At 72.8% G+C, this 23,596-nt stretch carries 24 protein-coding genes; 11 read left to right on the top strand and 13 right to left on the bottom strand.

Annotation, left to right across the window (positions count from 1 at the left end):
* Window positions 1-44: 44 nt before the first annotated feature.
* Together ACZ5AJ_RS13000 and ACZ5AJ_RS12995 are read right to left on the bottom strand one after the other, a co-directional pair.
* On the bottom strand, window positions 45-398 hold the full coding sequence (locus ACZ5AJ_RS13000; RefSeq protein ID WP_464135401.1) for a hypothetical protein: 354 nt from the start codon (window positions 396-398) through the stop codon (window positions 45-47).
* A gap of 97 nt (window positions 399-495) precedes the next feature.
* On the bottom strand, window positions 496-2,091 hold the full coding sequence (locus ACZ5AJ_RS12995; protein WP_464135399.1) for an alpha-amylase family glycosyl hydrolase: 1,596 nt from the start codon (window positions 2,089-2,091) through the stop codon (window positions 496-498).
* 116 nt (window positions 2,092-2,207) lie between these two features.
* Between ACZ5AJ_RS12995 and ACZ5AJ_RS12990 the strand changes: the two genes are divergently transcribed.
* Window positions 2,208-3,026: an alpha/beta hydrolase gene (locus ACZ5AJ_RS12990; RefSeq protein ID WP_464135398.1), complete on the top strand. Its 819-nt coding sequence runs from the start codon at window positions 2,208-2,210 to the stop codon at window positions 3,024-3,026.
* Window positions 3,027-3,036: 10 nt separating this feature from the next.
* On the opposite strand, the gene ACZ5AJ_RS12985 is transcribed toward ACZ5AJ_RS12990, so the two are convergent.
* From ACZ5AJ_RS12985 to ACZ5AJ_RS12975, 3 genes are all read right to left on the bottom strand, one after another.
* Window positions 3,037-3,417 carry a hypothetical protein gene (locus tag ACZ5AJ_RS12985; RefSeq protein WP_464135397.1) on the bottom strand — a complete coding sequence of 127 codons (381 nt, stop codon included), beginning with the start codon at window positions 3,415-3,417 and terminating at the stop codon, window positions 3,037-3,039.
* Window positions 3,414-4,535, bottom strand: coding sequence for a serine hydrolase domain-containing protein (locus tag ACZ5AJ_RS12980; protein ID WP_464135396.1), 1,122 nt, complete (start codon window positions 4,533-4,535; stop codon window positions 3,414-3,416). Before ACZ5AJ_RS12980 ends, ACZ5AJ_RS12985 begins: the two co-directional genes overlap by 4 nt.
* 77 nt (window positions 4,536-4,612) lie before the next feature.
* Entirely contained in the window at window positions 4,613-5,260 is a 648-nt protein-coding gene (locus ACZ5AJ_RS12975) for an ArsR/SmtB family transcription factor (protein WP_464135394.1), read from the bottom strand.
* Window positions 5,261-5,454: 194 nt separating this feature from the next.
* Between ACZ5AJ_RS12975 and ACZ5AJ_RS12970 the strand changes: the two genes are divergently transcribed.
* A complete protein-coding gene (locus ACZ5AJ_RS12970; RefSeq protein ID WP_464135392.1) occupies window positions 5,455-5,733 on the top strand; it encodes a YciI family protein in 279 nt (92 codons plus the stop codon).
* On the opposite strand, the gene ACZ5AJ_RS12965 is transcribed toward ACZ5AJ_RS12970, so the two are convergent.
* Window positions 5,721-6,230: a hypothetical protein gene (locus ACZ5AJ_RS12965; RefSeq protein ID WP_464135390.1), complete on the bottom strand. Its 510-nt coding sequence runs from the start codon at window positions 6,228-6,230 to the stop codon at window positions 5,721-5,723. The genes ACZ5AJ_RS12970 and ACZ5AJ_RS12965 overlap by 13 nt on opposite strands.
* Before the next feature lie 100 nt (window positions 6,231-6,330).
* Window positions 6,331-7,251, bottom strand: a complete 921-nt coding sequence (locus ACZ5AJ_RS12960; protein ID WP_464135388.1) for a LysR family transcriptional regulator — start codon at window positions 7,249-7,251, stop codon at window positions 6,331-6,333.
* A gap of 104 nt (window positions 7,252-7,355) precedes the next feature.
* Here ACZ5AJ_RS12960 and ACZ5AJ_RS12955 point away from each other — a divergent pair, with 104 nt between their 5' ends.
* Window positions 7,356-8,003: a hypothetical protein gene (locus ACZ5AJ_RS12955; protein ID WP_464135387.1), complete on the top strand. Its 648-nt coding sequence runs from the start codon at window positions 7,356-7,358 to the stop codon at window positions 8,001-8,003.
* Window positions 8,004-8,012: 9 nt separating this feature from the next.
* On the opposite strand, the gene ACZ5AJ_RS12950 is transcribed toward ACZ5AJ_RS12955, so the two are convergent.
* A complete protein-coding gene (locus ACZ5AJ_RS12950; RefSeq protein WP_464135385.1) occupies window positions 8,013-8,591 on the bottom strand; it encodes a DUF2087 domain-containing protein in 579 nt (192 codons plus the stop codon).
* 210 nt (window positions 8,592-8,801) lie between these two features.
* Between ACZ5AJ_RS12950 and ACZ5AJ_RS12945 the strand changes: the two genes are divergently transcribed.
* Both ACZ5AJ_RS12945 and ACZ5AJ_RS12940 read left to right on the top strand, forming a co-directional pair.
* Window positions 8,802-10,043 (top strand): thermonuclease family protein, encoded by a 1,242-nt coding sequence (locus ACZ5AJ_RS12945; RefSeq protein ID WP_464135383.1) that lies wholly within the window; start codon window positions 8,802-8,804, stop codon window positions 10,041-10,043.
* Between the two features lie 134 nt (window positions 10,044-10,177).
* Complete coding sequence (locus ACZ5AJ_RS12940; protein WP_464135381.1) at window positions 10,178-10,354, top strand: hypothetical protein; 177 nt, start codon at window positions 10,178-10,180, stop codon at window positions 10,352-10,354.
* 10 nt (window positions 10,355-10,364) lie between these two features.
* Here ACZ5AJ_RS12940 and ACZ5AJ_RS12935 read toward each other — a convergent pair whose 3' ends face one another.
* Window positions 10,365-11,117, bottom strand: coding sequence for a response regulator transcription factor (locus tag ACZ5AJ_RS12935; protein ID WP_464135380.1), 753 nt, complete (start codon window positions 11,115-11,117; stop codon window positions 10,365-10,367).
* Complete coding sequence (locus tag ACZ5AJ_RS12930; RefSeq protein ID WP_464135378.1) at window positions 11,102-12,427, bottom strand: sensor histidine kinase; 1,326 nt, start codon at window positions 12,425-12,427, stop codon at window positions 11,102-11,104. The genes ACZ5AJ_RS12935 and ACZ5AJ_RS12930 overlap by 16 nt, the downstream gene beginning before the upstream one ends.
* Window positions 12,428-12,621: 194 nt before the next feature.
* On the opposite strand from ACZ5AJ_RS12930, the gene ACZ5AJ_RS12925 reads away from it, so the two are divergent.
* Together ACZ5AJ_RS12925 and ACZ5AJ_RS12920 are read left to right on the top strand one after the other, a co-directional pair.
* A complete protein-coding gene (locus ACZ5AJ_RS12925; RefSeq protein WP_464135376.1) occupies window positions 12,622-13,539 on the top strand; it encodes a class II glutamine amidotransferase in 918 nt (305 codons plus the stop codon).
* The gene (locus ACZ5AJ_RS12920; RefSeq protein ID WP_464135374.1) at window positions 13,536-14,684 is read left to right on the top strand and encodes a CAAX protease; all 1,149 of its coding nucleotides are present in this window, start codon (window positions 13,536-13,538) and stop codon (window positions 14,682-14,684) included. The genes ACZ5AJ_RS12925 and ACZ5AJ_RS12920 overlap by 4 nt, the downstream gene beginning before the upstream one ends.
* A gap of 29 nt (window positions 14,685-14,713) precedes the next feature.
* Here the strand turns inward: ACZ5AJ_RS12920 and ACZ5AJ_RS12915 are convergent, their stop codons facing one another.
* Genes ACZ5AJ_RS12915 through ACZ5AJ_RS12905 form a run of 3 tightly spaced genes read right to left on the bottom strand, consistent with a single transcriptional unit; the run spans window position 14,714 to window position 17,915 of the window.
* A complete protein-coding gene (locus tag ACZ5AJ_RS12915; RefSeq protein ID WP_464135373.1) occupies window positions 14,714-15,925 on the bottom strand; it encodes an ABC transporter permease in 1,212 nt (403 codons plus the stop codon).
* Window positions 15,922-16,719 carry an ABC transporter ATP-binding protein gene (locus tag ACZ5AJ_RS12910; protein ID WP_464135371.1) on the bottom strand — a complete coding sequence of 266 codons (798 nt, stop codon included), beginning with the start codon at window positions 16,717-16,719 and terminating at the stop codon, window positions 15,922-15,924. The genes ACZ5AJ_RS12915 and ACZ5AJ_RS12910 overlap by 4 nt, the downstream gene beginning before the upstream one ends.
* Entirely contained in the window at window positions 16,716-17,915 is a 1,200-nt protein-coding gene (locus ACZ5AJ_RS12905; RefSeq protein ID WP_464135370.1) for an efflux RND transporter periplasmic adaptor subunit, read from the bottom strand. Before ACZ5AJ_RS12905 ends, ACZ5AJ_RS12910 begins: the two co-directional genes overlap by 4 nt.
* Window positions 17,916-18,179: 264 nt before the next feature.
* Between ACZ5AJ_RS12905 and ACZ5AJ_RS12900 the strand changes: the two genes are divergently transcribed.
* The 4 genes from ACZ5AJ_RS12900 to ACZ5AJ_RS12885 all read left to right on the top strand — a co-directional run bounded on the left by ACZ5AJ_RS12900 (window position 18,180) and on the right by ACZ5AJ_RS12885 (window position 23,533).
* Complete coding sequence (locus ACZ5AJ_RS12900) at window positions 18,180-19,205, top strand: serine hydrolase domain-containing protein (protein WP_464135368.1); 1,026 nt, start codon at window positions 18,180-18,182, stop codon at window positions 19,203-19,205.
* 72 nt (window positions 19,206-19,277) lie between these two features.
* A complete protein-coding gene (locus ACZ5AJ_RS12895; protein WP_464135367.1) occupies window positions 19,278-20,756 on the top strand; it encodes a hemolysin family protein in 1,479 nt (492 codons plus the stop codon).
* 186 nt (window positions 20,757-20,942) lie between these two features.
* Entirely contained in the window at window positions 20,943-21,647 is a 705-nt protein-coding gene (locus tag ACZ5AJ_RS12890; RefSeq protein WP_464135365.1) for a hypothetical protein, read from the top strand.
* A gap of 146 nt (window positions 21,648-21,793) precedes the next feature.
* Window positions 21,794-23,533, top strand: a complete 1,740-nt coding sequence (locus tag ACZ5AJ_RS12885; protein ID WP_464135364.1) for a pyruvate dehydrogenase — start codon at window positions 21,794-21,796, stop codon at window positions 23,531-23,533.
* Window positions 23,534-23,596: the final 63 nt, after the last annotated feature.

Raw genomic sequence — 23,596 nt, 5'->3', positions numbered from 1 at the left:
GGCGCGCGGGCCGACGAGGAGCAGGGTGCCCGCGCGGAGGAGTCTCAGGCCTCGTCGTCGACGGGCGTCCAGTCGCTGTAGGCGGCGTCGGACAGCATCGCCGCGGCGCCGGCCGCGGCGGCGGTGACGGTCAGCACCGCAGGCCAGGAGCCGATCTTCTTGGCCAGAGGATGCGACAGCCCGAAGCCGAGCGCATAGGTCGCGCCGAGGACGGCGGTGGTGGCCGGTCCTCGGCGGGCGAGCCAGGTGCGACCGGCGTAGACCCCGGCGGCGGCGAGGACGACGCCGCCGAGGGGACGGATCCCCGTCTCGCGGGCGGTGAGCCATCCGCCGATCAGGCCTGCGGCGACGACGGGGGCGGTGCTGACGGTCTCGGCGGGCTTGATCGCGATGCTCATGCCCGAAAGCCTACGACGCCCCGCCGACGGACGCGGCTGCGACGGCTGCGGCTCAGGCAGGTCCAGCCCCGGAGGCTGCGGCTCCGGCAGGTGCCGCTCACCCCAGCACGGCGATCCCGTGCGGCGGCACCGCGGAGGCGGGGGCAGGTCCGACGCCGTCGATCATGTCCGCGCCCGAGAGGACCTCGAGCAGCTGCGGTCCAGCACCGTCGGCACCGCCTGCGCCGTCGGTGCGCGCCTCGCCGGGGCCGGGCAGCTCGGCCGGGTCGTCGGAGAGGTTCACGGCCAGCAGCAGCCTCTCCCCGACAGGGTCGGCCGTCCGAGGGTCGACCGCCTGCCCGCCCTGGTCGGAGGGCATCTCGGCCCGGTCGCGACGACGCATCTCGATCACCGCGCGCTGGTTCGAGAGGGAGTCCTGCCGCACGGTGACCGAGGCCGTCTGCAGCCAGGGATGGCGTCGGCGCAGCGCCATCAGGCGGCGGTGCGCCTCGAGGATGCGCGGGGCCGAGGGCGCGCTCAGCACGGGCAGGCGGTCGGGGGCGTCGGAGGGGTCGTCGGGGAACGGGATGCGCACGGCATCGTCGCCTCCGGCGCGCTCCTCCTTGACGCCGACGGCACCGAACTCGTCCCCCGCGTAGATCACCGGGACGCCCGGCAGGAGCGCGAGCAGCGCGATGGCGAGGGAGAGGTCGCGGCCGTCGGGGAGCTGGGAGGCGATGCGGGTGGTGTCATGGTTGCCGACGAAGGTGAGCGGAAGGCCCGACGGGGGAGCGTCCGTCCCGAACTCCGCGAGGAACTGCTCATGGCGGCCGAGCGCGTGCGCGAGCTCGAAGAGGTTGCCGTCGGCGAGCGAGGACCACACCGCCTTCCACAGCTCGTACTGCGTGACCGAGTGCGCGCCGGATGCCTGGGCGATCGCCGGGTAGTCCCCGTGGATGACCTCCCCCAGGATCCAGGCGTCGGGATGCTCGGCGCGGACCCGCGCGAGGATCGGCTCCCAGGCCTCGGCGCCCGCGGAGTACATCGCGTCCAGTCGCCAGCCGTCGGCCCCTCGATCCAGCCACAGCCCCATGACCTGGACGATCCGGTCCTGGACGAGGGGCTCGGCGAGGCTCAGCTCGACGAGGTCGGCATTGCCCTCGAAGCCGAAGGGATGGACGCCGTCGTCGGCCCAGCGGATGCATCGGCCCTCGGGGCTGTCCGGGCCGGCGGCGAGGGCCCCGCGCACCACCGGGTGCAGGTGCGAGACGTGGTTGAACACGCCGTCGAGGACGAGGCGGATCCCCCGCTCGCGGCAGGCGGCCACCAGATGGTCGAGGTCCTCCTCATCACCCAGCCGCGGATCGATCCGGGTGTGGTCGAGGGTGTCGTAGCCGTGGCTGACGGCGTCGAAGATCGGGTTCAGGATCAGCACGTTCGCACCGAGAGACACCAGGTGGTCGAGCCATCCGACCAGTCGGCCCAGACGATGCACGACGTTCTCGCCGGCGGCGTCCCCGTAGGACTCGCCGACCAGGTCCTCGCGGTGCCGGGGCGCGCCGCAGAAGCCCAGCGGGTACACCTGCCAGCAGATCGCCGTGCGGATCCAGTCCGGTGCGGCCGCGCTGTCCGGGGCGGCCGCGCTGTTCGCGCTGCCCGGGGCGTGCGGGGTGGTCGGGGTCTCGGGTGCGGCGGGCGGGGGCGTCGCGCTCATGCCGCCCATCGTAGGGCGGCGCGTTCTCGGCCGACGGACAGCGGGCGGGGTGTTGAATGTTCCTGTCCGTGCGCCGAGGCACGGCCCGTGCACCCGACCCCAGGAGCGACGTCCCGATGATCCGTCTGCGCAGCGACCACTTCTCCGAGGCCCTCGGTATGGGCACCTCGATGATCGTCCTCATGCCGCAGGAGGCCGCGGGGATCGGGATGGGCGGCTCCGACGGCTCCGACGGGTCCGACGGGGCCGACGGATCCAGCGGTGCGGCGGCGGGAGGTGCGAGCACGCGCGCCGGTGTGCCCGTCCTGTATCTCCTGCACGGGCTCAGCGACGACTGCACCATCTGGGAGCGCCGCACGTCGATCGAGCGCTACGCCGCCGAGAAGGGCATCGCCGTGGTGATGCCGGAGGTGCGCCGCTCCTTCTACGCCGACGAGGCGGTGGGCGAGAAGTACTGGACCTACATCTCCGAGGAGCTCCCGCAGCTGCTGGCGCGCACCTTCCGCATCTCGACCGCTCGGGAGGACACCTTCGTGGCGGGGCTGTCGATGGGCGGCTTCGGCGCGTTCAAGCTCGCGCTGAACCGTCCCGACCGCTTCGCCGCCGCCGCGAGCCTCTCCGGGGCCCTCGACGTGAGAGGCCTCGACATGAGCTGGACCGGCACCCTCGCGGAGCGGGTCTGGGGCGAGCGCGGGGCCGCCGGGACCGACGACGATCTCCTCCAGCGCCTCACCGAGGCCGACCCCTCGACGCTGCCTGCGCTCTGGATCGACTGCGGCACCGAGGACCAGCTGCTCGACCTCAACACCCGGTTCATCGAGACGGCTGAGACGCACAGCGTCGACGTCACCTCGCGTCTGCGTCCGGGCGGCCACACCTGGGACTTCTGGGATCGCGGCATCCAGGACGTGCTGGACTGGCTGCCGATCCGCTGAGGAGGAGAGCTCAGCCCGCAGCGAGGGCGAGGACGACGAGCCCGGCGCAGAGCAGCGCCTCCGCAGAGACCGAGAACCGGGACGGCGGAGCGAGGAGCTCCGTCTGCCGCGGCGTCGGATGCGCCGGAGGGTCCGTCCGCAGCAGGCGCCTCGCGCAGATCGCCATCCCGACCAGCACGGCCACCGCGACCAGCCAAGTCGCCCACCACAGGGATGCGGGGACGATCCCCGCCAGCCCCACGATCCCGAGCGCGGTCGCCGCACCAAGGCCGTGCAGGGCGAGGCGCGCGGGATGCAGGTGCCGGCGAGCGACCTGGACGCTACTGACCAGCAGCGATCCGAAGAGCGCGACGGCGACCAGTGTCGGCAGGAGAGCGATCACGGTGCTCACAGCGACCACCGCCCGGTGAGGACGCCCGCGCCGACGTCGTCGAGGGACTGCGCCGTGTCCGAGAGCAGCACGATGCCGCGTCCCGTCCCCGGGTCCCACCCGACGAAGCACGCGAATCCCCCCGTCATGCCGTTGTGCCAGGTCATCGGGTCGCCGCTGCCGAGATCGTCGTGGAACCAGTTCATGGAGACCGCACTGCCGTCATCGTCCTGGAAGAGGATCTCCGTGGCGGAGGACGCGCCGGGGGCTGAGCCGTCGATCATCCCGGTGAGCCAGCGGGCCAGGTCAGCGGCGGTGGAGCGGATGCCGCCCGCGGGGGCGCAGCCGTCGAAGGTCCAGGCGGCGCTGGGCAGGCCCGACCCCGTACGACCCCGGACCGCGGACTCCCGCAGCTTCCCGGCCACGATCGGCGCGTAGCTGCCGGCCATGCCGAGCGGTCGGAGGATGCGCGCATCCAGCAGATCGGCATAGTCAGGAGAGGCGGAGGAGCTGGAGGAGCCGGAGGAGCCGGCGTCGTCAGCGCCGACGGCATGCGCGGCGCCGACCGCTCGGACGAGCAGCTGGCCCTCGAGCGCCACGCCGAGGTTCGAGTAGCTGAAGGAGCCGCGGCCCTCGAGCTCGCAGCCCAGGGCATCGTCGATCACCTGCTCGGCGTCGCGGCCGCGGTAGGGGTCCTTGCGCAGGAGAGAGGCGACGAACCCCCGGACCAGGCCGGACGAGGGCAGGCGGGGCAGGCCGGAGGTGTGAGTGGCGAGCTCCGCGAGGGTCACGTCGGCGATCGCGGACCCCTCGGCCCGGGACCCCAGCACATCCGCGACCGTCGTCGTCACCTCCGCCTCGCCGCGCTCCACGGCATCGGCCAGCAGCGCGCCGGTGAACGCCTTGGAGACGGATCCGATCTCGAACTCGGTCGTCTCGTCGGCGCCGAAGCCGACGAAGCGCGCCCGCCCGTCGTCGATCACGGCCGCCGCGACCCGGCGATGCCCGTCCAGCTGCGGCCCCAGGGCGGATGCGAGGTCCGCGTCCCCGGTCGGGTCGCCGAGCATGCCCGGGCGCGGAGCGGTCAGGGCGCTCAGCCCGACGACGGCCGCGGCGGCGGGCGCGGCGGCCAGGAGCACGGTCCGGCGGGAGGGGCGCGTCGGAGGGGGTTCAGGAGTGGGTTCAGGAGTGGGTTCAGGAGGGGAGGAGACCATGGTCAGCCGATCTCGAGCGCGATGAGGATGGACAGCAGCGGGATCACGCGGGCGGCGGGGATGGTCCAGCTCCCACGGCGCGGCGCGACGACCCAGCCGCCCGCCTGCAGCGCCGAGAGGTGGTGGTAGGCGACCCCCGTGGACCCGAGCTCGAGCTCGTCGACCAGCTGGGCGACGGTGTGCTCGCCATCGATCAGCCGACGCAGGATCGTCAGCCTCACCGGATGGCCGAGGGCCGCCACCGTCTCGGCGCGCTCGGCCCAGTCGGCGTCCAGGATCTGCTCGGTGGGACGACCCCACTGGTGCTCGAGATGTCCGAGCCCGACGTCGACGGCGCCCGTGAACACCACGGCGCCCGAGGGCGCAGGCCCCGACGATGCGGCGCCCGACGATGCAGCGCCCGACGCGGGGGAGGGGATGCGCTCCTTGAGGGCAGAGAGCGCCCAGAAGGGGTCCCCGTCCAGGGCTGTCTCGAGCGTCGCCTCCACCTCCGCCTGCGACTCCGACTCCGGATCGGCTGCTGAGGGGATCCCTCGCCCCGGCTGCCCTGCGGAAGCGGGATCCTCGAGCCGGGCGACGCGCGCCTCCAGCGCGTCGAGGCGCGCGAGGAGGTCGGCGTCAGCACTGCTGGTCCGGTCGGCGTCGTCCACGATGCTTCGCTCCTCCCTGCATGATCCCTGCTTGATTCCTGCTGGATCCGTGCGGATCCGTGCGGATGGCCGGGTCCGGCGAGGTCTTCGTGATTCACGATATCCGGAATTCCGAAGAAGTAAAGGGGTGGGGCATCCTGGGGGCGGACCATCGGGCCGCGAGACGCGTCGGCCCCCGTGCACAGGGAGACCTCATGGCCATCTTCGCCGTCCAGTACACCTACGTCGACGACGCCGACCGCGTCGCCGTCTTCCGCCCCGAGCATCGCGCGCACCTCGCGGAGCTGCACGACGAGGGGGTGCTCGTGGCGTCCGGGCCACTCGGCGACGGCTCGCGAGCGCTGCTGCTCGTGCACGCCGACTCCGCGGACGACGCGCTGGCCCGGCTCGACGGCGACCCCCTCAAGCGCGAGCGGATCCTCGTCGATCGCACGGCCGACGAGTGGAAGGTCGTGATCGGTCAGCTCGGCTGATCGGGTCCTGACTCCCCGGCGGCCCGGTCGCGCCCGTCGGCCTGCATGTCCAGGAGGCGGCCGACGGTCGCACGGGTCGCGATCTCCTCGCCGACGACGACGATCGGCAGCTCGCCACGGCCGCCCTGCTCCTCGGCGAAGCGGGCGGCCGCCGGATCCTTGAGGACGTTCACCCAGGCCACGTCCTCGCGGCCGCCGCGGATGGCGGTGTGCAGACGCGCCGAGAGCGGATCCCCGGGTGCCCACAGCACGATCGCGACCTCGTCGCCCCGTCGGCCGATGGCCTCGGAGAAGGGCATGTGCGGCCCGGTGCGCAGAGGGCTCGTCCAATAGCCCATCAGCAGGGCGAGCAGGGAGAACATGACCGCTCCCGCCCACAGGCCCTCGAGGGCGAGGAGCGCGGCGACGGCGAGGCCGCCGAGCAGCATCAGGGCGGGGCGGATCCAGGCGGTCGCAGGCAGGCGCCAGACGGGACCGTCGGGCGTCGTCTCGTTCATGAGCAGGTCCTCGTCATCGGGTGGTGGGTCGTCGGGTGGTCGGTCGTCGGGTGCGTCGCCATCGGGCGGGTGGTGGGCCGCACGGAGCGGTCCGGGCCGGTCAGATCAGCGCGGCGGTGGCGGAGCGCTCGTTGGTCTCGGCGACCAGGGCGTCCCGGAGCGCGCCGACCGCCGGGATCGACAGGGCGCCGCGGCGGTTGACCAGACCGATCATGCGGTTATCGAGGTCCGGCAGCGCACGCGCGACCACGTCGTCGGTCGGCGTCGCCTCGAGGGCGATCTCCGGCAGCAGCGCCACACCGCCGCCGTGCGCGATGAGGCGCTGGACGACGATGGAGTCGTCGGTCGAGTGGCGCACCGTCGGCACGAAGCCCGCGGCGCGCGCGTTGGAGATGAGGTTCGCCCGACAGCGCTCGCAGCCGGCGATCCACTGGTCCTGCTTCAGGTCCGCGAGGCAGAGGTCGGGGTCGTCGGCCCGCGGATGGTCCGTGGGCAGGACGGCGAGGACGCGGTCCTCCATGAGCGGGGACCATTCGAGGGTGCCCTCGGCGTCGATGTCCGAGCCGGGATAGCGGAACACCAGCGCGAGGTCGAGCTCGCCCTCGCGCAGCGCGGCCACCGCATCCGGCGGCTCCAGCTCGGAGAAGGTGACGTCCAGATCGGGGGCGGTCTCCTGCAGGCGCGCGAGCACCGGCGGCAGCAGCACTGCGGCGGCCGACGGGAACGTCCCGAAGCGGACGGTGCCCCGGCGCAGGGCCGTGATGTCGGCGAGCTCCTCCTCGGCGGCGTCGAGCTGGGCGGCGATCGCCTCCGAGTGCGCGGCCAGGCGTCGGCCGGCCTCCGTGGGGGTGATGCCGGAGGAGGAGCGCAGCAGCAGCTGCGTGCCGACCTCCTTCTCGAGCGCGGCGAGGTGCTGCGAGACGGCGGGCTGGGTCCAGCCCAGCTCCCGCGCACCGGCCCCGATGGAGCCGTTGCGCACGACGGTGCGGAAGATCAGCAGGCGGCGAGGATCGAGCGGCATGACTCCATGCTAGACGCGAGCGCAAAGGTGTGCTTATGGGTTGTGGCGGACCGCTCCGCGATCGACCGGCTCGGTGCGCCGAGCCCTGCGTCTACTCTGGATCCATGAGTCGATGGGGGACGAGCGGGGACGAGCACGGGCCGGGCGGGAACCCGTCATGGCTCGGCGGAGGGCACGACGGCGCGGGCGGAGGGGAATCTGCAGGCGGCGCCGATTCTGCGAGCGCTGCTGAGCCTGCGGGCGGTGCTGAGCCAGCGGGCGGCGTCTACTCCGGGGCCTCGGTCTACGAGAGCGCCCCGCTGTACCGCCCGTCGTCGGACTTCTCGTCCTCGGGCGTCGCCGATCCGCCCGAGGAGCAGCCTCCGCTCACGCCTCGGGAGCAGCCGCCGGCCCAGGCCGATGCGGACTCGCGCGAGCGCTCGGACGCGACGGCGGGGCTGAGCGATCCGGTGGGTGCGGACGGTCCTCCGCCCGGCGAGCAGCTGCCGCCGGAGGGGCCGGAGTGGTCCTCCGACTTCGAGCACCCCCGAGACGATGTCCGGCGGGAGGACCCGGACGGGATCGTCTCCGAGGCCGTGAAGCACGGCTCGAGGATCGCCCGCATCATCTTCGGGGCCGTCTGGGCGATCGTGGCGATCGTGATCGTGCTCCGGGTCTCCGTCTTCAGCGGCGGGAGCTTCAGCATCATGCCGGTGCTGATCATCGTGGCGATCCTGGGAGGCTCGGTGAGTCGGATCCTGCGCCGGAAGTGATCCGAGGTCTCAGCCGGCCGCTGGGGCGAGGCGATAGGCGGAGCCGTCCGCGGTGCGCTCGAGGACGCCGGAGTCGACGGCATCGCGCCGCGCGAGGGCCACGTCGGCGACGAACATCGCCAGCGCCGCGTTCAGCTCGCCCTCGCTGAGCGTGCGGTCCCGGCCGACCCGCTCGAACACGATCCGGGCGATCCGTCCGCAGAGCGCCCGGGACTCGTCGGTCGACGCCGGGATGCCTTCGAGACGGCCCAGCTCGAGCACGGCGCGATCGGATCGCAGGACCTCGAGCGCCCCGACGGTGCCGCGGAGGCGTGCGATGTCGACCTCACCGTCGGTGTCGATCCAGTCCAGTCGGGACAGCGGCCCGCGCACCCCGGGATCGGCGAGCAGGCTCTCCCGGCCTTGCCCGTGGCTGTCCCCGTGGCTGTCCCCCTGGCCGTCCGTCGGCCTGCCGTCGCCGGCGAGCATCTCGGCCAGTCCGCTGCGCAGCCTCGGTGCGGAGAGCAGGGAGAACAGCATGCGTGCACGGGCGAGGGCGCCGTCGAGATCGGGGCCCGGTCCGGCCGCAGGATCGGGGGATGCGGGCATCGGGGTCGGGCCTCCTGCGCAGATGGGCGGACGAGCGGATGGGCGGATGAGCGGACGAGCGGATCGTGCGACGGCGGGAGCCTATCGCGGCCTGAGCGGGCGGCGCCGGGAGATCGAGTGGTGGATCGTCGGGGGCGTCGGCGATGATGCTGTCCGACGGCCCGCGGGGTCGGCGGACGGGAGTGGCGGAGACGCCGGAGGAGGGAGCAGGTGGAGAGCATCGCAGCAGGCGGCGGCGCTCGGAGGGTCCGGAGCGGCCGACGCCGGATCCTGTGGGGAGCGGTCGCGGTGGCCGCCGTGTGCGCGGGCGGAGCCATCGTGGTCGCGGCGCAGCCGGACGACCGGCGGGCCGAGATCGTCCGGGTGGTCGACGGCGACACCCTGGTGGCGATGATCGACGGCGAGGAGACGACCATCCGTCTGCTGAACGTCGACACCCCGGAGACGGTGGATCCCGATCTGCCCGTGCAGTGCCTGGGCCCCGAGGCGTCGGACTTCCTGGCCGATCGTCTGCCCGCGGGAACGGTCGTCGACCTCGAGTACGACGAGGAGCGTCTGGACCGCTATGGGCGGACCCTGGCCGGCGTGATCGAGTCGGACTCGCTGGTCAATGCCGAGATCGCCGCGGCAGGGCTCGGGGTGGCGGTCCTGTATGAGCCGAACGACCGCTTCTACGACGAGGTCCTCGAGGCCGAGCGCTCGGCGGAGGAGGTCGGCCTGGGCCTGTTCTCCGACGACGTCGCATGCACGCCGACGGCGCAGCTGGTCGAGCTGCAGAGCGCGGCCGAGGCCGTCCCCGTGGACGTGCTCGGCGATCCGGCCTCCGCTCTCGGCGAGGCCATCGCAGCGGAGGACGCCCTCGACGCCTTCGTCCTCTCCCTCTCCAGCCCCGAGGGCCTCGCCGATCTCGGAGCCGCCGTCCTCGGGCAGGCGAGCACGGAGGCGCACCTGGAAGGGCTCCGTGATCAGGCCGACGACGCGCTCGCCGAGGCGGATGAGCGCACCGAGGACCTGCGTGAGCAGAAGGCCGACTACGACGCGGAGCAGGAGCGGCTCGAGCAGGAGCGGCTCGAGCAGGAGGAGCGCGAACGGGAGGAGCAGGAGCGGCTCGAGCAGGAGGAGCAGGAGCGGGCGGAGCAGGAGCGGGCGGAGCAGGAGCAGGCGACCTCGGAGTCGCGATCCGGCACTGCGTCGGGGTCGGACGGCTCCGGCACTGCCTCGAGCCAGGGCTCGTCGTCGGGGTCGTCGTCCGGCTCGTCCTCGTCGGGGTCGTCCGAGTCCGAGCCGTCGGCAGAGCCTGCGGACGAGCCGGCTGCGAAGTCCTCGGGCGGCTCCTCCTCGGGCGGGGGATGCACGCCGTACGGGCCGGAGATCCCCTATGCCGACGATGGCGGGTACACGGGGCTCCGATACGGCATGCCCGGCGGGGACACCTTCCGCAAGTGCCGCTGAGCGAGGGCATCAGGCGCGCGGACCGGTCCGCCGCCAGCGATGCGGACCAGCGATGATAGGGCTCGACCCCCTGCGGACAGCCTTGCGAGGAGGAGAGAGAGCATGATCCCCGAGAGCGCCGCGGGTGCTGCCGCATGAGCACCCTGACGCTGGTCCTGGCCGTGATCGCGGGCCTGCTGATGCTGGCCGCAGTGACCGCCATCTACATCACGAACGTGACCGCCCGGCAGAGCGAGGTCCCGCGCTGGGTGCTGTGGATCTGCGGCGGCTCCCTGGTCACCGGAGCGATCGCGCTCATCACCGGGCTGTGACGTCGGCGGTTCAGCCGCCCAGCTCGAGCACCCGGATCGCCAGCTGCACCCGGTTGGTGACCTGCAGCTTGTGGTAGAGCCGTCCCAGATGCGTCTTGACGGTCGCGACGCTCATGTAGAGGCGGTCGCCGATCTCCTGGTTGACCAGGCCCGCGGCGACCAGGCGCGCGACCTCCCACTCGCGCGCGGTGATGCCCTCAGGGACCCCGTCCTCGCCGAGGACGGCCCCGTCATCGTGGGGGACCTCGTCGCCGTCGGCCGCTTCGGAGGCGGGCGCGGCGTCACCAGGGACCTGCGACCCGGAGGCGAGCCGCACCAGACGGGTGAGGACATCGGGGGAGAAGCGGGGCCTGTCGGCCGCGGCATCCAGGACCGCGTCGACGACCTCTGCCGGCGGCGCGTCCTTCAGCAGGAACGAGACCGCGCCGCCGCGCAGGGCCTCGAGCAGGAACTCGTCGGTGTCGAAGGCGGTGAGCATGACGACCCTCGTCGGCGCCCCCTGAGCGCGCAGCCGGCCGAGCGCCTCCAGGCCGCTCATCCTCGGCATCCGGATGTCCATCAGCACGACGTCCGGATCCAGGGCCTCGACCTGCGTGATCGCGCTCGCCCCGTCGGCCGCCTCGCCGACCACCTCGATGCCGTGCGTGCCATGGATCATGAGCCGCAGGCCCGCGCGCATGAGCGCTTCGTCGTCGACGAGCAGCACGCGCACTCCGCTCGTGCGGTCGGCCGGATCCATCGCCCCGTTCACCATGGCACCCATGCTTCCACCTCGAAGCTCCCGTCGCGCGCACCGTGGGAGGCGTCGCCGCCGAGCAGCCGCGCACGCTCCTGCACCCCCAGCAGTCCATGGCCGGTGGACGGGGCCGACGCTGCTTGGTCGGAGGCCCGGGCCTCGGCGTCGTCCCCGGCCCGGTCCGCGTCCGACAGCGGATTGCGGGCCGTGAGCACCACCCGCGAGCCGACGCGCGAGATCCGCACCCGCAGCGGCTGCCCGGGAGCGTGCTTCGCGGCGTTGGTGGTCGCCTCGGTGAGGACCCGCGCCAGGGCCACCACGGTGCTCCGCTCGCGGCCCGACAGCTCCTCCGGGGAGACGCCCGACCAGCTCAGTTCGACATCCTGGCCCTCACCGCGACACCGCTCGACGATCGCCAGCAGCGTCGGGGCGGTCGGCAGCGGGGCGTCCCCTCCCTCGGCGCGCAGCGTCATCAGCACCGTCCGCAGCTCCTGGTTCGCCTGATGCGCGGCATCGCGGACGGTCAGCGCCGCCCGTCGCATCTCCTCCGGGGGCAGATCGTCGCGATAGGACATGGCACCCGCATGCATGGCGATCGCCGCGAGATGGTGGGAGATCGAGTCGTGCATGTCGCGGGCCAGCGCGGTGCGCTCCTCCGCCCGCACCCGGGCGGCATCGGCGTCGTGCTCGCGCATGAGCGCCTCCGCCTCCCGCTCCGCCGCCGCCCGCGCGAGCTCCGCGGCCAGCCGCTCGCGGTCGGCGGCCTCGCGCTCCCTGTCGGCCGACGTCGCCCGCGCCCGCAAGGACATGAGCAGCTCATGGCGGGTTCCGATGACATGCCCGATCAGCAGCGGCACCGCCGACACCATCAGCATCACCCCGACCGTCGTCATCACGAGCGCCCGGGGCCCCTCCCCGCGGATGTGCGCGTCGATCGTCAGCGCCGTCATCGACATCCCGCCGACCAGCAGCAGCGCGCCCGCATCGAGCACGAGGCGCCGACGCAGACCCAGCCGGTACAGGGCGATCGCCGAGGCCGGCATCGCCCACACGCTGCATCCGGCCAGCATCGCCAGCAGCAGATGGGTCGCGCTGTGGGCGCGGCCCGGCCGCACGAACCGCAGGGGTCCGACGGCGATCGACGCCGTGATCCCGATCAGCGCGTCGAGCGCGTACAGCGTCGCGAGCGCCGGAGGCGGGTCCTCGGCGTACGCCTCGAGCTCCATCCCGAAGCTGATCAGGATCAGCAGGAGCCCCAGCGCCATGCAGACGGCCGTCTGCCCCGCTGCCAGGGCCCACTGGCGGGGGCTGCGGAGACGGGGCGCGGGGACGGTCATGCGGACAAGACTAGGGAGGGCAGCAGTGCCGACGGATCCCCCGTGCGGCCGACGGGGCGGGCCCGGACCATCGGCCGATCGGGCCCGCCCCATCGTCCGATCGGCCGAGAGCGTCCCCGGCCCCTCGGCGACGTCGGGCAGGCGATGCGCCCGCCGACGCGTCGCCCCGGAGCGGATCTAGAGTGGACCCTGTCATGTGCAGACTCTTCGCCCTCCACTCCGACCGACCGGTCACCGCCGAGCTCTGGCTGCTCGACACCCCGTACTCGCTGCTGCACCAGTCCCGCTTCAACGCCGACGGGACGGGGCTCGGCTGGCTCGACGATCACGGCAGGCCCCATGTGCGCAAGCGCCCGGTGGCCGCCTACGAGTCCGACGCCTTCGCGCGCGCCGCCACGATGATCCGCACCCGCGCGATGATCGCCCACGTCCGCCTGTCCTCCGGCACCGGCCACAGCGTCGAGAACACCCACCCGTTCCTGCAGGACGGCATCATCAGCGCCCACAACGGCGTCCTCACCGTCACCGAGGAGATGCGCGAGCGCGTGCGGGAGCTCGGCGCGGAGCACCACGTGCACGGCTCCACCGACAGCGAATGGATGAGCGCGCTGGTCACCGGTGAGGTCGCGGCCCACGACGGCAGCCTGCGCGACGGAGTCGTCGCGGCGCTCTCCTGGATCATCGCGAACGTCCCCGTCTACTCGCTGAACCTGCTGGTGCTGCGCGGAGCCGAGCTGATCGCCGTGCGTCTGCCCGCCACCAACGAGCTGTGGATCCTCAAGCGCGGAGCCGATGCCGCCGCCCCGCGCGAGGCCCTCGACCAGCAGTCGGAGTCCCTGCGCGCCCGCAGCGACGACCTGCGCGGCATCGGATCCGTCGTCATCGCGAGCGAGCCGATGGACGACGACCGCGCATGGCGTCTGCTCGGCGCGGGCGAGCTGGTCCGCGTCGACCCCGACGGCGCGGTCACCTCCGAGCGGCCCTTCGGTCCGCTCGCCCACCCCCTTGCCCTCGAGGACCTCGGCCTGTCGGCCGCGGCCTCCCAGGCGCATGCCGCCCAGGCCCGCGCCCACGAGCAGCGCCGTCGGCGCATCAGCGGAGCGACGGCATGAACGCAGCAGCCACGACGGACGCCGACGGCGCGGGCGCCCCGGTGGAGCGGCCCGAGGAGGAGCGGACCGAGGAGGAGGTTCCGGCTCCCGCGGTCGCGTACCACCGTCTGGCGACCCTGCGACCGCAGTGGGCCGCGTGCGGCCGGCCGCTGCTGACGCTGCTCGCCGCCTTCGGAGCCTACGTCGCCTTCGCGTCGATCCTGCTGGTCGGAGCGATCCTCGTGCTCGCGCTGATGCCCGGGGTGAACGTCGCCCTCGGTGTCACCAGCGGTGATCGCACCAGCCCTCTCGACGTCTCCCTCGCGCTCCTGATGGGCGCCCTGTGGCTTCCGGCCGGCATGATCGGCGTGCGCATCGGCGGCTGGCGTCCGCTCGCGACCGCCTGGTCCGTCGCCGCTCGCATGCGCCGCGAGCTGCTCACCTCCGCCGGGGTCGTGGTCCTCGTCGGCGGGGCGATCGTCGTCGGCCTCGCCGCTCTCGCCGGGGTGATCGCCGACGCCGGAGGAGGAGTCGGCACCGGCGGGGGAGTCGTGGACGACGGAGGAGCCGCGGCCGATGCGGGAGCCGGGGGAGGGAGCGCCTCCGCGATCGGGATCCTCGCCGTCATCCTGCTCGTGCTGGTGCTCGCGCCGATCCAGGCGGTCGGCCTCGAGCTCACCCTGCGCGGGACGGTGCTGCAGGCCGTCGGCAGCCGACTGCGCTCCCCGCTCGTGCCGGTCCTCGCCGTCGGCGCCATCGCGCTGATCGGCCGCGAGATGTCCGCGGCGGTGCTGGTGCCGGCGGTCGCGCTCGCGATGTGCTCGGCGCTGCTCGCCTGGAAGAGCGGCGGCCTCGAGCTGCCGATCGCGCTCACCGGCAGCGTGACCGTCGTCGGCATGATCGTCGCGGCGCTCGCCGACGGCACCGCGGCGGCCGCCGGCGCCGACGCCCTGGTCGCGGCCGCCGCGGCACCCGGCACGTCGATGGCCGCTCTGCACGCCTCCCATCCGTCGGCCGCGCTCGCCGGAGGGATCGTCGGCGCACTGGCCCTGCTCGCGCTCACCGCGATCCTGTGCGTCCTGATCAGCCGCCGCGACGGCCTCGCGCTCGCCGAGCCCGTGCGGCGGGGCGAGGGCGAGCCGGTGCCGGATCCCGTGCTCATCTGACCGCCCGGCCCCGGCCCGCTCAGGCCCGCTCAGCTGCGGATCGCGTCGATCACCCGGATGCGGGTGGCGATCAGCGCCGGCAGGGCGCCCGCCAGGACGCCGACAGCGGTCGCCGCGCCGAGGCCCACGAGCACCGCGTCCACGGGGAACGGCGGCAGCTCCATCAGCCCCTGCTCGCGGAACCAGCCGGTGACCATGGGGGACTTCATGAGGGCGACCGCCGCCGTCACGCCGACGATCCCGGCGACCGCCGTCGCGACCACGGACTCCATGAGCACGCCGACGAAGATCCTCAGGCCGGTCGCCCCGTAGGAGCGCCGGATGCCGATCTCCCGCACCCGATAGCGGACCGTCACCAGTGAGATGTTGACCAGGCCGAGGGCGCCCAGCAGCAGGATCACCACAGCCACGCCGGAGACGGCATAGGCGACCGCGCCGAGCCCGAGGTCCTCGAAGGACATCGACTGCCGCCACACCTCGAAGCCGCCGACCGGGGTGTCCCGCAGAGCCTCGGTCAGCCGCGCGGTGATCGCGTCAGCGGAGGCCGGATCCACCCAGATCATGTACTCGGTGCTGAGGGAGTCGAGCCCGTCGCCGACGGGGAGGTCTGCCGCGGCGTCGACGGAGACGTACGCCATGGGCCATTCGCCGGCCTCATCATCGGGCAGGACGCCGATGATGACCGCCTCAGTCGCCCCCTCGCGTCCGCTGTCGCCGTACAGCGTCATGGTGCCGGTGCCGACCCCGGGGCTGCCCAGCTGCTCGTAGAGGGTGCGGTTGACGACGACGGCGGGGGCGAGCCGGTGCGCGTCGGACGCTGCGAGCCAGCGGCCCTGCTCCGGCTCCATGCGGAACATCGTCGCGAAGGACGGGTCGACGGCCTGGATGTCCGTGCTGATCACGCCCTGCGGGCTCTGGACGCGGCTGGAGAGGTGCATGCGGCGGGAGCGCTGGTCGATGCCCATGGCCTCGAGCTGCTCGAGGACGACATCGTCGGCGTGCACGGCATCGGTCCCGGCGGAGGCTCCGCCGCCCGTCGGCACGATGCTCAGGATCGTGTCGCGCCCGGAGGTGCGCTCGAGGGACTGCTGGAGGGAGCCCTGCAGCATCCCGCCCGCACCGAGCACGCCGGTCAGGGCGAACACGGAGAAGGCGACGCCGATCAGGGACAGCAGCACGCGGCCCTTGTTGACCCGCAGCTCGCCCCAGGCCTCGACGATCGAGGCGATCAGCCCGGTCATGCCACGGCCTTCCTGCCTGCGCGGATCCCGGCGGTGCCCGCGAGGGCGTCGCGGGCGGCGTCGGAGCCGACGTCGTGCAGGACCCCGCCGTCGAGCAGGAAGGAGCGTCTCGAGAGGGCCGCGACCTGCAGATCGTGGGTGATGGTCACGAGCGCGGCGTCGGACTCGGCCGCGATCTCGTCGAGCAGCGCCATGACGGCCTCCCCGGTGGCGACGTCGAGAGCGCCGGTGGGCTCGTCGGCCAGGATGAGGCGCGGCCGCCGGACCAGCGCCCGCGCGACGGCCACGCGCTGCTGCTCGCCTCCCGAGAGCTTCCCCGGCAGCTGATGGGCGCGGTCGGCGAGACCGACCCGCTCGAGCATCTCGCGGGCGAGCCGCTCGCGGCGCCAGAACTGGCCGGCGCTCCCGTACATCAGCGGCATCATCACGTTCTCGAGCGCGGTGCGGCGCTCCAGCAGGTTGAACTGCTGGAACACGAATCCGATGGAGGCGCCGCGCAGCCGGGCCCGCCGGCTGTCGCCCATCCGCGAGACGTCGCGTCCCGAGAAGAGCAGCTCGCCCTCGGTCTGCCGGTCGATCAGGCCCAGCAGGTTCAGCAGGGTCGTCTTCCCGGAGCCGGAGCGGCCGACGATCGCGACATGGTCCCCGGCGCCGACCTCGAGGTCGATGCCGCGCAGGATCCGCAGCTCCTCGCCGTCCGGCAGCCGCACGGTGCGGGTCAGGCCCCGCAGCTCGAGCAGAGGGGCCGACGAGGCGGGAGCGCCCTCCCCGTCCTCCGGCGTCGTCCGGCTCACCAGCCCTCGCCCCCCATCGACGCGTCGGGGTTGTCGACGCCGGGCACGAACTGCAGGATCTCCTGGCCCTCGTCGAGGCCGTCGACGATCTCGACGATGCCGTCCCCCTGCAGGCCCAGCGTCACCTCGATCGGGGTCGGCTCGCCCGTGGCGTCGTCGAGGGCGTACACGGTGCCGGCCTCGCCCTCGCCCTCCACGGCGGTGGTGGGAACGGTCAGCACGCCCTCGGCGGAGCCCAGATCGACCTCGACGGTCCCGGTCAGGCCGTCGACCACGCGGGTGTCCCCGGGCAGCGGGCAGCGCAGCTCGGCGGATCCCTCACCGGAGCTCGAGCCGGTGTCGACGATCTCGCCCCATTCGTCGTACACCACGTCGGCGTCGTAGCCGCCGCCCTCAGAGGTGCCGGAGGTGCCGGCGGTGCCGGCGGCGCCCGTCCCGGGGTCCTCGGCGGCGCCGGCCTCGTCGTCGATCGCGGCGGAGCGGCAGGTCACCGGGTCGGGCAGCGCACTGATCTGCGCGGTCGCGTCGATCTCCCGGTCGAGCAGGGACAGATGCTGCTCGGGGGTCAGGGAGGCGACGACGGAGAAGGTGCCGGGGGAGATGGTGGCGACGGCATCGCCCTCGGCGATGTCCTCCCACTCCTCGACGGCGAGGTCCCGCACGATCCCCGAGCGGGGAGCGGTGAGGTTCAGGTAGAGGTACTGCGTCGGCTGCGCGGCCGACGACGCCGCGGTGCCCGTCGATCCGGAGCCCTCGGTCGTCGTCCCGTCGGCTCCTGAGGTCCCGCCCGCGAGATCCGCGGTGCCGGAGGCGGGGTCGGTCGCAGCGAGCTCGTCGGGAGCGGCGTCGACGGGCTCGGGCTCCTGGGCGACGCGCACCTGCAGCACGCGGTCCCCGGCACCCACGCGATCGCCGTCGGCGACCCAGATCTTCGTGATCTCGCCCGTGCTCTCGGACAGCAGCTGGGTGCCGGCGTCGGCGACGACGGTCGCGTCCAGGGACAGGGCGGAGGTGATGTCGCCCGGCTCGACGGCGACGGTGGCGAAGAGGTCGACCGAGCCGCCGGGCACGATCGGGTCCTCCGTCGCCCCGGCCTCGGCGTCGGAGAAGAAGGCCATCCTGGCCAGGGACAGGGCGATCACGCCGATGATCAGCATCCAGATCACCGGGAAGACGTAGCGGCGGAGCGTCTCCATGGGAACCTCTCACAGCGCGGCGGGCCTCTCGGCACGCGATGGCGCGGGCAGGGCGGCCGCGGAGGCGGCCGACGGCGGGGCCGGGAACCGGCCGGGAACGGGGAATCGAACAGCATCGGGACCGCAGGCGGGGGAGCCTGCGGGCGGGGGAGCCTGCGGGCGGGGGAGCCTGCGGGCGGGGGAGCCTGCGGGCGTCGGAGATCGGCGGCCGCGGATCCTGAACGGCCCGGCCATGGCGGGCGCCGTCGACCTAGGCTCGTTCTCATGAGCACCGCGCCCCAGACCACCGAGAGCAGCGTCCCCCAGAGCGGCGCCCCTGCGAGCGGCGAGCTCCCAGGGGACGTTCAGCAGAACCGTAGCAGCACGGAGACCGTCGCGACGCTCCCCGATGCGCTGATCCTGACGCCCTTCCGCCAGCGGGTCGTCGAGCAGCGCCTGGGCGTGCGCGCGATCCATCTGCATCGGCCCGGTCGGCCCGAGGTCGTCCACCGCTTCGAGCAGGACGCCGAGAACAACGTCTACTCGGTCTCCAAGACCGTCACCGCGCTGGCCTTCGGCATCGCCCGCGAAGAGGGTCTGCTGGATCTCGACGACCGGATCGTCGACCATGTCCCCGCCCCTGCGGAGGGCCTCGGGGAGGGCGTCGAGGGCATCACCCTGCGCCACCTGCTGACCATGACCTCGGGCTCCCCGGTGACCGCCTTCGCCGACGACGAGCGCGACGATCCCGACCTCGCGGCCCGCTTCCTGCGCACGGACCTCGTCGCCGAGCCCGGACAGAAGTACGAGTACTCCAACGGCAGCACCTTCATGGTCGCCCGCGCCATCGCTGCCCGCGCCGGCAGCTCCCTGCGCGACTACCTCATGCCGCGCCTGTTCGAACCGCTCGGCATCGTCAACCCGCAGTGGCACGCCACGCGCGACGGCCACTCCTGGGGCGCGACCGGCCTGCACCTGCGCAGCGGTCAGCTCGCCGCGATCGGGGAGCTCCTGCTCGCGCGCGGATCCCGCGACGGCCGGCAGCTGGTGCCCGCCGCCTGGATCGACGCCCTCCATGCCGAGGACACCTGGGTGCGGACCGGCTGGGAGGACCAGGAGAACGCCCGCTACGGCTTCGGCGTGTGGGGCAGCACCCCGCAGGGCTCGTGGCGGGCCGACGGCGCCTACGGCCAGTTCCTCCTGGTCATGCCCGAGCAGGACGCCGTGATCGCCATCAGCTCGCATCTCGAGGGCCGTTCCGGATCCGAGATCCTGACCGCCGTGTGGGAGGAGCTGCTGCCGCTGCTCTGAGGCGCCGGGCGGGTCCGCAGGTGCCGGGCGGGTCCGCAGGTGCTCGTCGGGCGGGACGGGTAGCGTTGGCTCATGGACCCCGCCGTACTGGTGAACATCGCGCTCGTCCTGCTCTTCGTGCTGATCGGGGGTGTCTTCGCCGGCACGGAGATGGCGATCGTGAACCTCCGCGAGTCGCAGATCAAGCAGCTCGAGGAGTCGGGGGAGCGAGGGGAGAGCACCGCGAGGCTGGTGCGGGACCCGAACCTCTTCCTCTCGGCCGTGCAGATCGGTGTGACCGTCGCGGGGTTCTTCTCCTCGGCCTACGGCGCCTCCACCATCGCACCCTCCCTCGCACCTCATCTCGAGGCGCTGGGGCTCGGCGCCTCGGCCGCCTCGACCACCGCGCTGATCGTGATGACGCTGATCGTCGCGTTCCTCTCGCTCGTGCTCGGCGAGCTCGTCCCCAAGCGTCTGGCGATGCAGAACGCCCTGGCCATGACCAGGATCGTCGGCCCTCCGCTGAACGTCTTCGGGCGGCTGATGCGGCCGGTGATCTGGCTGCTGTCGGTGTCGACGAACTTCGTGGTGCGGATCCTCGGCGGAGACCCCCATGCGAACCGCGAGGCGGTCTCCGCGGAGGAGATCCGGGCGATGGTCCGCGACTCCGACGCCCTCGACCAGGCGGAGTCGCGCGTGCTCGCGGACGTCTTCGACGCCTCCGAGCGCACCGTCGTCGAGGTGATGCGGCCCCGTCACCGGGTCCACTTCCTCGAGGGCGCCGCGACGGTCGCGCAGGCCCGCGCCGAGGTGCGCGACACCGGCCACTCCCGCTACCCCGTCACCGGTGAGGACGTCGACGACGTGCTCGGCTTCGTGCACGTGCGTGACCTCCTCCACGTCGACGGGCCCGAGACCATGCCGCTGTCGAGCATCGTGCGCCGCATCGAGCACATCCCCGGCACCGTGACCGTGCTGCCCGCGCTGAACCGGATGCGCGCGCAGGCCGACCAGATCGCCGTCGTCGTCGACGAGTACGGCGGCACCGACGGGATCGTCACCCTCGAGGACCTGCTCGAGGAGCTCGTCGGAGAGATCTACGACGAGTTCGACCAGGAGACCGGCGAGCTCGGCCGCGAGGGCGCCGACGCCTCGGACATCATCGACGGCGAGCTCGAGGTCGACGGCGGGCTCATCCTCCAGGAGTTCGAGGCGCACACCGGCATCGCCCTGCCCGACACCGGCGGCTACGAGACCGTCGGCGGCTTCGTCATGGCGCAGCTCGGCCGCATCGCCGAGGTCGGCGACGCGGTCCCCGTCGACGGCGGGCATCTCGAGGTCGTGGCCGTCGACGAGCGCCGCGTCCAGCGCGTGCGGCTGGTGCGCGCGCCCGATGCGTCCGACGGCGGGGCGGGCGGTCCGGCCGACGACGGAGCGGCGGGAGAGTCCGGAGGGTCGGCAGACGGCGGGGCGGGCGGCTCGGCCGACGGCGGGGCGGGCGGCTCGGCCGACGGCGGTGCGGCGGGAGGGACCGCAGGGTCGGCCGACGGCGGGGCGCCGATCCCGAGGTGAGGCCTGCCCGGGCGGGGAGAGGGGCTGCCGGGCAGGGAGAGCGGCCTTGCGGGCTGTGATGTGCATCCGGTGAGACCCCGGACATGGCTGCGGTCGGATCTCTTGGTCACTTTTTGGTAGTTGAAAGCGAGCCGATCCTGCCGGTGGGTGGGTGCGGACTCGTCCCATCACCAGAAGGGGTACCCGATGTCGCCGTCCACGCCGAGCCTCGAGCGGAGCACCGCCCGGACCCCTGCATCCCCGAGCACGAGCGCGCCGAGGCCGCTGCGCCGTCGGACCCTGATGGCGGCGGCGGTCTGGGCCGTCCCCACCGCGGTGCTCGCGAGCGCCGCCCCGGCCGTCGCCGCCTCGGCCTCCGCCTGCTCGTCGGCCGAGGACGGGACCAGCCTGACCGGCTATGCCCGGTCGTGGACCACCGTCTCGGGTGAGTTGAAGACCGACGAGAACCAGACCGGATGGACGTCCGCGGACGAGTTCCGCTCCTGGGACAACAACGCCTCCTCGACCGAACCGGCCGTCATCGAGGCCACCACCGAGTTCTCGGGGCTCGCCGGCGCGACGTACGCCGTCAGCCTCGATGTGGTCGTGGGCGCGGGCACCAGCCCGAACGGCGTCCAGGACCAGGCCGTCCAGATCGACGTCATCGTCGGCGGTATCGCTCATAAGCTCGTCTGGGTGCTCGCGACCACTGTCTGGGGGCGAGAGCGCGAGGGGCATGTCAACCAGTGCACCTGGGATCAGTCCCCGGTGACGTACACGCTCGAGGGCCTCACACTGGAGCAGTCCAGCATCGTCGTGGTCCGGTACCGCTTCACGCTCGATCCGACCGCGGATGTCAATCACGACATCTGGGTGCAGAACCTCGAGGTCGTCCAGACTGCCTGCAGCTGAGCCGGATGCGTGACCCAGGAGACTCCCCGTGAGCGAGCAGACGGCCCGCACCCTGCCGTCGGCCGCACCCGCCGGGCTACGCTCGAGCTGACAGTCCGCGCGCCGCGGTCGTCGGCCGGGCGCAGCCGAACCTCAGGAGGACGCTCATGGCCCGCATCTCGTTCGCCCAGTACCTCGTCACCCAGCTGCGCGACTGGGGGGTGGAGAGGATCTACGGGGTCGTCGGCGACTCGCTGAACCCCGTCGTCGACGCGGTGCGCACCACGAAGGGCATCGAATGGGTGCACGTGCGCAACGAGGAGGCCGCCGCCTTCGCCGCCGGCGCGGAGGCCCGTCTGACCGGGAGGGTCGCCGTCTGCGCCGGATCCTGCGGACCGGGCAACACCCACCTCATCCAGGGGCTGTACGACTCCCATCGCGACGGTGCGCCCGTCCTCGCCATCGCCTCCCACATCCCCAGCGGGAAGATCGGCACCGGCTTCTTCCAGGAGACCCATCCGGAGAAGCTGTTCTCCGAGTGCTCGCACTTCTGCGAGATGGTCAACTCCGGTCAGCACGGCGCCGACCTGCTGCACATCGCCGTCCAGACGGCGATGGCGAAGAAGGGCGTTTCCGTCATGGTCCTCCCCGGCGACATCGCCGACGAGGAGGTCGAATCCCCGCACACCGAGGACATCGCCACCCGGCTCGGCCGGTACCTGCCCGACGAGACCGTCGTCGAGGACTTCGCACGGCTGGTCGACCGGGCGGGCACGGTCACGCTGTTCGTCGGCGCCGGCATCGAGAACGCCCGCGAGGAGGTCCTCCAGTTCGCCGAGCTGGTCAAGGCGCCCATCGGCCACGCCTTCGGCGGCAAGGAATGGATCCAGTACGACAACCCCTACGACGTCGGCATGAGCGGTCTGCTCGGCTACGGAGCCGCCTATGAGGCCACCCATGAGGCCGACCTGCTGATCCTGCTCGGCACCGACTTCCCCTACAGCGAGTTCCTCCCGCACAAGGACGTCAAGGTCGTCCAGGTGGACGCCGACGGCTCCCGGCTCGGCCGACGGGTCCCGCTGTCCCTCGCCGTGCACGGCGACGTCGCCCTGACCCTGCGCGAGCTGATGCCGCAGGTCAGGGAGAAGAAGAGCCGCAGGTTCCTCAACGACATGCTGCGCAAGCACCACAAGGCGCTCACCGGCGTCGTCTCTGCGTACACGAAGAACGTCGAGAAGATGAAGCCGATCCATCCGGAGTTCGTCGCCGCCACCCTCGACGAGCTCGCCGACGACGACGCCGTCTTCACCGTCGACACCGGCATGTGCAACGTGTGGGCCGCCCGCTACATCACCCCCAACGGGAAGCGCCGCGTGTTCGGCTCCTGGCACCACGGCACCATGGCCAATGCGCTGCCGCAGGCGATCGGCGCCTCCGCCTCCCATCCGGGCCGCCAGGTCATCTCCATGTCGGGCGACGGCGGTCTCGGCATGCTCATGGGCGAGCTGCTCACCGTGAAGCTCCATGAGCTGGACACCAAGATCGTCGTGTTCAACAACTCGAGCCTCGGCATGGTCAAGCTCGAGATGCTCGTCGAGGGCATCCCCGACTACGAGACCGACCACGAGCAGGTCGACTTCGCGGCCGTGGCCTCCGGTGCGGGCATCCCGTCCGTGCGCATCACCGACCCCAAGAAGCTGAAGAAGGAGATGGCCCGTGCCCTCTCCATGAAGGGCCCGGTGCTGATCGACGTCGTCACCGACCCGTCGGCCCTGTCGATGCCGCCGAAGATCACCGCCCAGCAGATCCGCGGCTTCGCCATGGCGTCGACCAAGGTCGTGCTCGCCGGCGGCGTCGGCAGGATGATCGACATGGCGGCGACGAACGTGCGCAACATGCCGCGCTGACGTCCTGCCCTCCGTCGGGCACGGCCGCCGACGGCCCGGCCCGACGGGGCCGACGGTCCTGTC

It is taken from the genome of Brachybacterium zhongshanense (assembly GCF_055385755.1).
The sequence above is the reverse complement of the archived record's forward strand: the minus strand, read 5'-3'. Positions and strand labels throughout refer to the sequence as shown.

Bases quoted from the DNA above. Each gene is read 5' to 3' on its own strand.
- ACZ5AJ_RS13000 (WP_464135401.1), bottom strand. From the start codon at position 398: ATGAGCATCGCGATCAAGCCCGCCGAGACCGTCAGCACCGCCCCCGTC.
- ACZ5AJ_RS12995 (WP_464135399.1), bottom strand. From the start codon at position 2,091: ATGAGCGCGACGCCCCCGCCCGCCGCACCCGAGACCCCGACCACCCCG.
- ACZ5AJ_RS12990 (WP_464135398.1), top strand. From the start codon at position 2,208: ATGATCCGTCTGCGCAGCGACCACTTCTCCGAGGCCCTCGGTATGGGC.
- ACZ5AJ_RS12970 (WP_464135392.1), top strand. From the start codon at position 5,455: ATGGCCATCTTCGCCGTCCAGTACACCTACGTCGACGACGCCGACCGC.
- ACZ5AJ_RS12965 (WP_464135390.1), bottom strand. From the start codon at position 6,230: ATGAACGAGACGACGCCCGACGGTCCCGTCTGGCGCCTGCCTGCGACC.
- ACZ5AJ_RS12960 (WP_464135388.1), bottom strand. From the start codon at position 7,251: ATGCCGCTCGATCCTCGCCGCCTGCTGATCTTCCGCACCGTCGTGCGC.
- ACZ5AJ_RS12955 (WP_464135387.1), top strand. From the start codon at position 7,356: ATGAGTCGATGGGGGACGAGCGGGGACGAGCACGGGCCGGGCGGGAAC.
- ACZ5AJ_RS12950 (WP_464135385.1), bottom strand. From the start codon at position 8,591: ATGCCCGCATCCCCCGATCCTGCGGCCGGACCGGGCCCCGATCTCGAC.
- ACZ5AJ_RS12940 (WP_464135381.1), top strand. From the start codon at position 10,178: ATGAGCACCCTGACGCTGGTCCTGGCCGTGATCGCGGGCCTGCTGATG.
- ACZ5AJ_RS12935 (WP_464135380.1), bottom strand. From the start codon at position 11,117: ATGGGTGCCATGGTGAACGGGGCGATGGATCCGGCCGACCGCACGAGC.
- ACZ5AJ_RS12930 (WP_464135378.1), bottom strand. From the start codon at position 12,427: ATGACCGTCCCCGCGCCCCGTCTCCGCAGCCCCCGCCAGTGGGCCCTG.
- ACZ5AJ_RS12925 (WP_464135376.1), top strand. From the start codon at position 12,622: ATGTGCAGACTCTTCGCCCTCCACTCCGACCGACCGGTCACCGCCGAG.
- ACZ5AJ_RS12920 (WP_464135374.1), top strand. From the start codon at position 13,536: ATGAACGCAGCAGCCACGACGGACGCCGACGGCGCGGGCGCCCCGGTG.
- ACZ5AJ_RS12915 (WP_464135373.1), bottom strand. From the start codon at position 15,925: ATGACCGGGCTGATCGCCTCGATCGTCGAGGCCTGGGGCGAGCTGCGG.
- ACZ5AJ_RS12905 (WP_464135370.1), bottom strand. From the start codon at position 17,915: ATGGAGACGCTCCGCCGCTACGTCTTCCCGGTGATCTGGATGCTGATC.
- ACZ5AJ_RS12900 (WP_464135368.1), top strand. From the start codon at position 18,180: ATGAGCACCGCGCCCCAGACCACCGAGAGCAGCGTCCCCCAGAGCGGC.
- ACZ5AJ_RS12895 (WP_464135367.1), top strand. From the start codon at position 19,278: ATGGACCCCGCCGTACTGGTGAACATCGCGCTCGTCCTGCTCTTCGTG.
- ACZ5AJ_RS12890 (WP_464135365.1), top strand. From the start codon at position 20,943: ATGTCGCCGTCCACGCCGAGCCTCGAGCGGAGCACCGCCCGGACCCCT.
- ACZ5AJ_RS12885 (WP_464135364.1), top strand. From the start codon at position 21,794: ATGGCCCGCATCTCGTTCGCCCAGTACCTCGTCACCCAGCTGCGCGAC.